The sequence below is a fragment of the Saccharopolyspora sp. genome, from assembly GCF_017434145.1.
Taxonomy (GTDB): domain Bacteria; phylum Actinomycetota; class Actinomycetes; order Mycobacteriales; family Pseudonocardiaceae; genus Saccharopolyspora_C; species Saccharopolyspora_C galaxeae.
In genome coordinates this window covers 1-8,206 of sequence record NZ_JAFRFW010000472.1, presented here as the reverse complement: position 1 = coordinate 8,206, position 8,206 = coordinate 1, and the positions used below count along the sequence as shown (strand labels likewise).

At 71.2% G+C, this 8,206-nt stretch carries 9 protein-coding genes; 3 read left to right on the top strand and 6 right to left on the bottom strand.

All coding sequences use genetic code 11. The features are described from left to right. The coding region (locus IJH84_RS12970) for a hypothetical protein (protein WP_295144549.1) at positions 1-231 on the bottom strand (231 nt) is incomplete at its 3' end. Positions 232-799: 568 nt separating this feature from the next. Between IJH84_RS12970 and IJH84_RS12965 the strand changes: the two genes are divergently transcribed. Continuing rightward, positions 800-1,147 carry a beta/gamma crystallin domain-containing protein gene (locus IJH84_RS12965; protein WP_200068547.1) on the top strand — a complete coding sequence of 116 codons (348 nt, stop codon included), beginning with the start codon at positions 800-802 and terminating at the stop codon, positions 1,145-1,147. Positions 1,148-1,308: 161 nt separating this feature from the next. Here IJH84_RS12965 and IJH84_RS12960 read toward each other — a convergent pair whose 3' ends face one another. The 5 genes from IJH84_RS12960 to IJH84_RS12940 all read right to left on the bottom strand — a co-directional run bounded on the left by IJH84_RS12960 (position 1,309) and on the right by IJH84_RS12940 (position 6,207). Then, positions 1,309-2,058: an alpha/beta fold hydrolase gene (locus IJH84_RS12960; RefSeq protein WP_295144545.1), complete on the bottom strand. Its 750-nt coding sequence runs from the start codon at positions 2,056-2,058 to the stop codon at positions 1,309-1,311. Positions 2,059-2,192: 134 nt separating this feature from the next. Further along, positions 2,193-3,161, bottom strand: coding sequence for a zinc-binding dehydrogenase (locus IJH84_RS12955; RefSeq protein ID WP_295144542.1), 969 nt, complete (start codon positions 3,159-3,161; stop codon positions 2,193-2,195). 132 nt (positions 3,162-3,293) lie between these two features. After that, positions 3,294-3,884: an isopentenyl-diphosphate Delta-isomerase gene (gene idi / locus IJH84_RS12950; RefSeq protein WP_295144538.1), complete on the bottom strand. Its 591-nt coding sequence runs from the start codon at positions 3,882-3,884 to the stop codon at positions 3,294-3,296. A gap of 142 nt (positions 3,885-4,026) precedes the next feature. Next, the gene (pabB, locus tag IJH84_RS12945) at positions 4,027-5,430 is read right to left on the bottom strand and encodes an aminodeoxychorismate synthase component I (protein WP_295144535.1); all 1,404 of its coding nucleotides are present in this window, start codon (positions 5,428-5,430) and stop codon (positions 4,027-4,029) included. A gap of 273 nt (positions 5,431-5,703) precedes the next feature. Beyond that, positions 5,704-6,207, bottom strand: coding sequence for an aminodeoxychorismate/anthranilate synthase component II (locus IJH84_RS12940; RefSeq protein WP_295144532.1), 504 nt, complete (start codon positions 6,205-6,207; stop codon positions 5,704-5,706). Positions 6,208-6,464: 257 nt separating this feature from the next. Here IJH84_RS12940 and IJH84_RS12935 point away from each other — a divergent pair, with 257 nt between their 5' ends. Together IJH84_RS12935 and IJH84_RS12930 are read left to right on the top strand one after the other, a co-directional pair. After that, positions 6,465-7,670: a cytochrome P450 gene (locus IJH84_RS12935; protein WP_295144529.1), complete on the top strand. Its 1,206-nt coding sequence runs from the start codon at positions 6,465-6,467 to the stop codon at positions 7,668-7,670. Between the two features lie 91 nt (positions 7,671-7,761). Continuing rightward, the coding region (locus IJH84_RS12930) for a Mut7-C RNAse domain-containing protein (protein WP_295144526.1) at positions 7,762-8,206 on the top strand (445 nt) is incomplete at its 3' end.

Genomic DNA, 8,206 nt, shown 5'->3' with positions numbered 1-8,206 from the left:
CGCGGCCAGGACGACCGCCGACACGGCGAGGGCCGGAACGGCCCGGAGGAACCGTCGCAGCACCAAGTGCAGCGCTGCGACGACGAGGAAGGCGAACAGCCCGAAAACGAAGGTGCAAATCGCGGCCGCACCCGCTGCTACGACACTCACCGCGGTCGTCAGCGCCACGCCCCGATCGCCGAAATCCGGCCGAGTGCGCAAATAGGTGACCACACCGGGGACCGCGGTCATTCCCACCACGTACGCCCAGAACAGGGACCGCGTCCGGCACGGCGTCCGGGAGTATTTCCTGCGCGTACACGCCCACCGCTGCAATCCCGAACGCCGCCACCAGCAGCGCGAGCGCCTTCTTCCAATCGACCATGATCGGCACTGCACCATCCGCCACCGCACGACGCGCCCGCCCGCACCGCCCGGCACGCCGACCGCGGGGTTTTCCTCCGGCGAACCGACTCGCACCGGCCGCTTCGACGCCTGACCACCACTCACGAGCCCCGACGCGATCCGCCGGGATTTCAATTCCCGGAACTCGTGAACGCGCAACAAAATCGGGCGCTTTGTCATATTCCGCCGACCGCAGCAAGCCGCCTACCAGCACAGAAGGGACGCGATCGGACCTGGTGCGGGTTTTTCTCCACCGGACACGCGCAATGCAAAAGAGTGCAGAAGCGACCCCGGAAAACGTTTCAACAATTGCCGTCGGCTGCACCCGCTGGGACTGTTGTTCTGCACGACGCACTCGAGAAGTCGCGAAGTGCGCTCATGGGTTCTGGATTCTCCCCGAGGAGGAATTATGGTCATGAACACGAAGAAGACGGCGCGCGGCGCGGCCGCCGCGATCATCGCGGCCGCCACGTTCACCATGGTCGGACCGGCCGCGACCGGTTTCGCCATCAACAAGGTGGAGTGCAACCCCGACGAGAACTTCTCGCAGATCTGGTCGCACAGCAGCGGCGGCGAGGACAGCACCGACTGCTACGCGAACGGCGGGAAGATGGACTTCGGCGGCTGGTGGGTCGACAAGGCCTACGCGGGCAACAACACGCTGTACCTCTACGACCACAACGGCGACGTGCTCAAGGTCGACCCGGGCAAGACGCTCGTCCGGAACACCCCGGCGAAGATCGACGCCATCGAAATCAAGTGACGGGTCGACGACCCCTTTCCCGGAACGGCGCTGCGCGCTGATCGCCGATCCCGGGACACATCTGGAAATGATCGAGTGCGAGCGGGTTCCCCGGGCGGGAATCCGCTCGCACTCGGCTCGTCATCAGTCCAGCTCCGACCTCGTCGAATCCCCGGCCGTGGTCACGCCCCCAGCGTTCGCCGCAGCAGCGCGAGGACGTCATCGGTCTCGGTGTCCAGGTAGAAGTGGCCGCCGGGGTATTCGTGCAGCGTGAACGGGCCGCTGGTGCGGTGCTGCCAGTCCTGGGCCTCGTCCTCGGTGACCTTCGGGTCGTCCACGCCGATCAAGGCGTGCACCGGGCAGGTCAGGTCGGTGCCCGGCCGGTACGTGTAGGTCTCGGCGGCGCGGTAGTCGGCGCGCAGCGACGGCATCGCCATCCGCCGCAGCTCCTCGTCGGCGAGGGCGACCGCGGCGGCTGCGCCGAGTTTCTGCAGCTCGGCGATGAAAGCGTCGTCGCCGAGCGAGTGGATTCCTTCATCGCGGTTGCGGGTCGGTGCGGGCCTGCCGGAAACGAACAGCGCGCGCGGCGGTGTGCCTTCGGCCTCCAACCGGCGGGCCACCTCGAAGGCGACGCTGGCGCCCATGCTGTGCCCGAACAGCGCGAGCGAATCGTCCGCCCACCGGCGCAGGCCCGGGAGCACCTGTTCGGCGATCTCCTCGACGCTGCCCAGGCAGTCCTCGCCGCGGCGGTCCTGCCTGCCCGGGTACTGCACCGCGAGCACGTCGATCGAGGGCGCGAGCATCTTCGCGACCGGGACGAAGTACGGGGCCGCGCCACCGGCGTACGGGAAGCAGGCCAGCCGCGCGGTGGCGTCCGGCGAAGGGCGGAAGCGCCGCAGCCATCGGTCGGTGTCGTCGGTGATCCCGGTCATCGCGCTCCTGCCGCTCGGCTCGCCGGCTCTCGTTTCGGATCAGGACGCTACCAACGCGGCGGGCCGGAAAACCCGTGAAAGAGCGGGACTTCACGGGACGTTCCGACGACTCCGCAGGGGAAAGAGTCGAGCGCTCAGGGGATGAGCAGGACTCGCCCGAACGCGGCCCGGCTCTCGATGTAGCGGTGCGCCTCGGCTGCCTCGGCGAGCGGGAACTCCCGGTCCAGCACGACGGTGAGCTCCCCGGCCGCGACCCGGCCGATGAGCCGTTCGATGACCGACCTCGTGCGCTCCGGAGCGTGCTCGAACTCGCCGCCCAGGTAGACGCCGTTGAGCGAAGCGTTCTTGAACATCAGCGGCGCGAGCTGCGGCTGCTGCTCGTCCCGGCCGGCCTGGCCGACCCAGCTGATCCGGCCCCGGTAGGCGAGCGCGCCGACGCTGCCTTCCAAGGTGCGCCCGCCGACCGGATCGACGACCAGGTCGACCCCGCGATCGCCGGTGCGGCGCAGGCCCGCGGCGACGACCTCGGAACACTTGAAGTTGATCCCGTGGTCGAGGCCGTACTCGGCGAGCCGGGCGAGCTTCGGGTCGCTGGAGGCGGTGCCGAAAACCGTCGCACCGGCGGCCTTCGCGAGCTGCACAGCGGCCAAGCCCACACCGCTGGACGCGGCCTGCACCAGCACCGTCTCCCCCGCGCGCAACCCGCCGAACTCGAACAGGCACTCGTCGGCGGTGCCGAACTCGACCGGGATGCCTGCGGCGAGCCGCAGGTCCAGCTCGTCCGGCACCGGGTACACGTGCCCTTCGGCTGCCGTGGCCAGCTCGGCGTGCGAGCCCTCGGGCATGAACGCGACCACCCGCTGCCCCTCGCGCACCGACGTGACGCCCTCGCCAACGGCCGCGACGGTTCCGGCGGCCTGGTAGCCGACGACGTGCGGCGCGGTCTCGAACGGCACCAGCTGCCGGTGCAGCAGATCACCGCCCTGGACGCTGACGGCGGCCACCCGCAGCAGCACCTCACCGGCCCGCACTCGCGGGTCCGGGACATCCTCGTAGCGCAGGACCTCGGGACCGCCGTTCTCGGAGTACACCGCCGCCTTCATATCCGGCCTCCCTGGAGCGTGATCGGGTTCCAGCGGCGCCGCTCGCCGCCCGAGGGCGAACGCGTCGGCCCCCACCGATCAGCAACCACGGACGCACCACGTCCATTCCGGGAAACCGGAGCACGGCCGGTTTCAGGCCGCGTTCATCGGTTCCCGCGCGGCGGGCGGCAGGTCCACCGGATCGCCGAGCGGCCAGCGGGACGGGTCCGTTCCAAGGCCGGTGAGCTCGTCGATCTGCAGCTTCGCCCACGGCGAGATCTCCGCGGTCCCCCCGGCCACATCCGCGGTCAGCTGCGCCCACGAGACCCAGCGCACCTCTTCCACCTCAGCCGGATTCGGGTGCGCGGTGACCTCGGTGATCGCCCGGAACACCGGGCACATCTCGTTCTCCACCACGCCGTTGCCCATCACCGCGCGGTAGCGGAAGCCGGGCAGCACCAGTTCGACATCGCCCACCTCGATGCCGAGCTCGTCGGAAAGCCTGCGCAGCACCGCGTCCCGCGGCGTCTCCGCCGGACCGGGATGGCCGCAGCAGGTGTTCGTCCACACCCCCGGCCAAGTCGGCTTGCTCAGCGCCCGCCGGGTCAGCAGCAGCTCGCCGCGCGGGTTGAACAGGTAGCAGGAGAAGGCCAGGTGCAGCGGTGTTTCCTCGTGGTGCACGGTGGCCTTGTCGGTGGTGCCCACGGCTCGCCCGTCCTCGTCGAGCAGAACCACTCGCTCCATCGCTTTCCTCCCTGTCTGCGGTGCCGTCGTGCCCGGTTCGAGCACCCCTCCACCCTGGCCGAGCCGAGCGCGCCGCTGGAGTCGCACGACCGAGTGGTTCGGGGCCGTGCCGCCGCGCGACGGAGTTACCGGCCGGCACCGATCAGTCCACTGTGGATAGAGCAGGTGCCGGTGCGGCCGCCTTCAGCAGCATCTCCTCGTACTCCGCCGCCGGATCCGAGCCGAGCACGATCGCGCCGCCCGCCCCGGTGCGCCATTTCCCGCCGCTGCGCACCAAAGTGCGGATGACGATGTTGAGGTCCGCGGCGCCGTTGAGGCTCAAGAAGCCCAGTGCGCCGGAGTAGACGCCGCGCGCCCGCTGCTCCACGTCGTCGATGAGTTCCATCGTGCGCCGCTTCGGCGCCCCGGTCATCGAACCGCCGGGGAAGCAGGCCCGCACGCAGTCCACCGCGTCCCGGCCGTCGTCGATCTCCCCGCGCACGGTGGAGACGAGCTGGTGCACCGTCTGGTAGCTCTGCACCTCCATCAGGATCGGGACGTGCACCGAACCCGGCCTGCACACCCGGCCGAGGTCGTTGCGCAGCAGGTCCACGATCATCAGATTCTCCGCGCGGCACTTGGGATCCGCGGCGAGGTCGGCGCGCAGTCGGGCGTCGGCTTCCGGGCTGTCCCCGCGCGGCGCGGTGCCCTTGATCGGCTTCGCCTCGGCCACGCCGCCGCTGACCTTCAAGAAGCGCTCCGGCGAGGAACAGGCCACCTCCACGTCGTCGAAGCGCAGGAAAGCCGAGTACGGCGCGGGATTCAGCGTCCGCAGCCGCCGGTAGGCCTCGAATCCACCGTCCACGGCTGCGAATTCGGCGCCGGTGGTCAGGCAGATCTCGTAGCTCTCCCCCGCCAGCAACGATTCCCGGCAGCACTCGACGGCGGCGAGGTAGCTCTCGCGGTCCGGTTCGACCGCGGACGTGCCGCGGTGCCCGGCCAGCGGATCCGGCGATGCCGGGAGCGTTCGCAGTTCACGGCCGGTCTCGTCCAGCCAGGCGGCGGCGCCGCGGGCGGTTTCCGCGCCGGTGCTCAGCGCCACCAGGTACGTCGCGTCCTGCTCGTGGTCCACGGCGACGAAGCGGTCGGCGAACAACCAGCGTGCGTCCGGAGTCTCGGCGCGGTGCCGGGCGTCACCGCCGCACTCGGCTTTGAGCTCGTAGCCGAAATAGCCCACGTAACCGCCGACGAAATCGAACGGCAGCGGTGGCGCGGACACCTCCCGGCGCGCCAGCTGCGCGCGCAGCTCGTCGAACAGCGGCGGGGACTCGCCCACCCGGTGGCGCACCGTTTCCGCCAGCGGGCCGGAACCGTCGCCGAAGAACGAGAACCGCGCCATGCCCGGCTCGACCCTGGAGGAGTCCAGCCAGAACGCGGTTTCCGATGCGGCGAACAGCCGCGTGAACGCCGCATCGGCGTCGATGGCGCCGGGGAGTTCGCGGACGTGCGCGGTGTAGTGCACTGCGGTGCGGGCGGGCGCAGCGGCGTCGGTGTCGCTCGGTTTCACGGCTCCGGCGCGGTCCGCAGCCGCGGTGGTGCGAGCGGGAGTCGCGGCGCGGTTCGGATTGACCGAGCCGGCGTGGCCCGGGCCCGCGGTTCCGGCCCGCACGGCCTTGGTGCGCTGCGACGTTGCGCTGGTGCCGGAGTGGCCGGAAGCCGCTTCGCCGACCGCCGGAGCTCGCGCGACGGAAGATCCCGACGCCCCGCGACCGGCCGCCAGCGCGCGGAAGTTCTCCAGCAGCCTGCGCCCGAACTCCGTCTCGATCGACTCCGGGTGGAACTACACACCCCAGCGCGGCAACCGCTGGTGCCGCAGCGCCATCACCACGCCGTCCTCGGCGCGGGCGGTGACCGCCAACTCCAGCGGCAACGGCTCGGCCACGCACAGCGAGTGGTAGCGCACCGCGCCGAATCCGGACGGGATGCCCGCGAACAGCTCCTCCCCGCCGTGCTCGACCCGCGTGACGTACCCGTGCCTGGCCTGCGGGGCGCGGACCACGCCGCCACCTTCGGCCACCGCGATCCCCTGATGTCCCAGGCACACCCCCAGCACCGGCAGGTTCGTCTTCAGCAGCACGTCCCGGCACACCCCGAAGTCCCGCGCACGCCGCGGGTCACCGGCACCGGGCGAGATCACCACGGCCTCGTAGCGGTCCAGGTCCAGCTCACCGACTTCCGCGGCGTCGTGCGCCACCACGACCGGCTCCCGCCCGTTCACCTCGGCCAACAGGTGGCACAGGTTGAACGTGTAGGAGTCGTAGTTGTCGATCAGCAACGTGCGCACGAGGCCATGTTCCCAGCTCACCCGGCGCACCGGCCCCGCACAGCGGCCAACCCCACATCCGGCCGTCGCCGGCTCCGGCGAACCGAACGGGCCGGGAGCACGGAGCCGTCGAGCCGATCCGCCCCGCCGCGTCGATCTTCAGCTCCCCTTCGTGGTGCTCGACGAAGCAGGCCGACCACCGGATCCCCCTGGCAGCACCGGGGACTACTTCTTTCGGCTGTCGCTGCCGGCCGGTGATCGGCGGCACACTGGGCGGAGTGACGGACGCGAAACCGATGTTGTTCGATGCCGACTACTGGCAGAACGCCCTGGAAGTGGAGCGGGAGCTGCGCGAGCGGGCCCCGGTGCACACCGCGTACGCCCGCTACGGCCTGCCGGTCTGGGTGATCAGCCGCTACGCCGACGCCCGCAAAGCACTGGCCGATCCGCGGCTGGCCAAGGACGCCGAGCAGCTGCGGGAGCGGATGCTGGACAAGCTCACCCCGCACGGCGTGGCGGAGATTCCCGAGATGGTCGGCCGGGACATGCTCAACGCCGACCCGCCGGACCACACCCGGCTGCGCAAACTGCTCGCCCGCGACTTCACCTCCCGCCGCGTCGAGAACCTGCGCCCGCGGGTGCGCGAACTGATCGACGACCTGCTGCGCGACCTGCCCCGCGACGAGCCGGTGGACCTCATCGACCGGTTCGCCTTCCCGCTGCCGATCACGGTGATCTGCGAGCTCATGGGCGTGCCGGAGGCCGACCGCGGCCCGCTGCGCGGATGGACCGGCGCCTTGATGGATCCGCAGAGCGAGGAACAGCCCCGGGTCGCTTCCCGCGAGATGGCGGAGTACTTCACCGGCCTGATCGAGGACAAGCGCGCCGCGCCCGCCGACGATCTGCTGTCCGCGCTGACCATCGCCTCCGACGACGGCGACCGGCTCAGCGCAGGCGAACTGCTCAGCACCGCGTTCCTGCTGATCGTCGCCGGGCACGAGACCACGGTGAACCTGATCGGCAACGGCACGCGGGCGCTGCTGCAGGAACCGCAGCGCTGGGCGGCGCTGGGCGCGCAGCCGGACCAGGTGCCGGGCGCGGTCGAGGAACTGCTGCGTTTCGACGGGCCGCTGCGCACCAGCACGCGGCGGTTCACGACGGAACCGGTGACGATCGGCGACGTGACCATCCCGGCGGGCGAGATCGTGCTGATCAACATCACTTCGGCGAACCGGGACGCGGCGCGCTTCGAGCGGCCCGACGAGCTGGAACTGGAGCGCGGGCAGACCGGGCACCTCACGTTCGGCTACGGCATCCACCACTGCCTCGGGGCGCCGCTGGCGCGCCTGGAAGGAGCCGAAGCGTTCGCCGCGCTCACCAGCCGGTTCCCGGACGCGCGGCTGGCCGTGCCCGACGACGAGCTGCGCAGGGGCACCAGCACGCTCATGAACGGCTTCCGCGAACTGCCGCTGCTGCTGGGCTGAACGGCCGGACTCCGGCCGTCGCAGCCCGGGCCGGCGGCCGGAGCCGGCGGCGTTTGGACAGCCGCGCAGCCGGGGCGGACCATCTGCGGCGATGCCCGAAGTGACCGTGCGGGTAGCCGCCGAGCTGCGGTTCTTCCTGCCGTCCAAGCGCCGCGCCCACTGCGTGCGCAGCACGCACGACGGCACCGCCAGCACCGGGCACGTCGTGCGCTCGCTCGGTGTGCCGCTGACCGAGACCGGCGAGCTGCGGGTGGACGGCGAACCGGTCCCGGCCGCGCACCGCCCGGCAGCGGGCTCGGTCATCGACGTCCCGCCGGTGCCGCGGCCGCAGCCCGCTCCGCCGCGGTTCCAGCTCGACGTGCACTTCGGCAAGCTCGCGCGGCGGATGCGGCTGCTGGGCATCGACACCGGCTACCGAACCGACGCGGCCGACGACGAGCTGATCGCCGAAGCGGCCCGGGACGACCGCGTGCTGCTCACCCAGGACCGCGGCATCCTGCACCGCAGGGCGGTGCGCATCGGGGCGGTCGTGCGCG

What these genes read in the sequence shown, in the direction of transcription:
- IJH84_RS12965 (WP_200068547.1), top strand. Translation starts at nt 800, where the DNA reads ATGAACACGAAGAAGACGGCGCGCGGCGCGGCCGCCGCGATCATCGCG.
- IJH84_RS12960 (WP_295144545.1), bottom strand. Translation starts at nt 2,058, where the DNA reads ATGACCGGGATCACCGACGACACCGACCGATGGCTGCGGCGCTTCCGC.
- IJH84_RS12955 (WP_295144542.1), bottom strand. Translation starts at nt 3,161, where the DNA reads ATGAAGGCGGCGGTGTACTCCGAGAACGGCGGTCCCGAGGTCCTGCGC.
- idi (WP_295144538.1), bottom strand. Translation starts at nt 3,884, where the DNA reads ATGGAGCGAGTGGTTCTGCTCGACGAGGACGGGCGAGCCGTGGGCACC.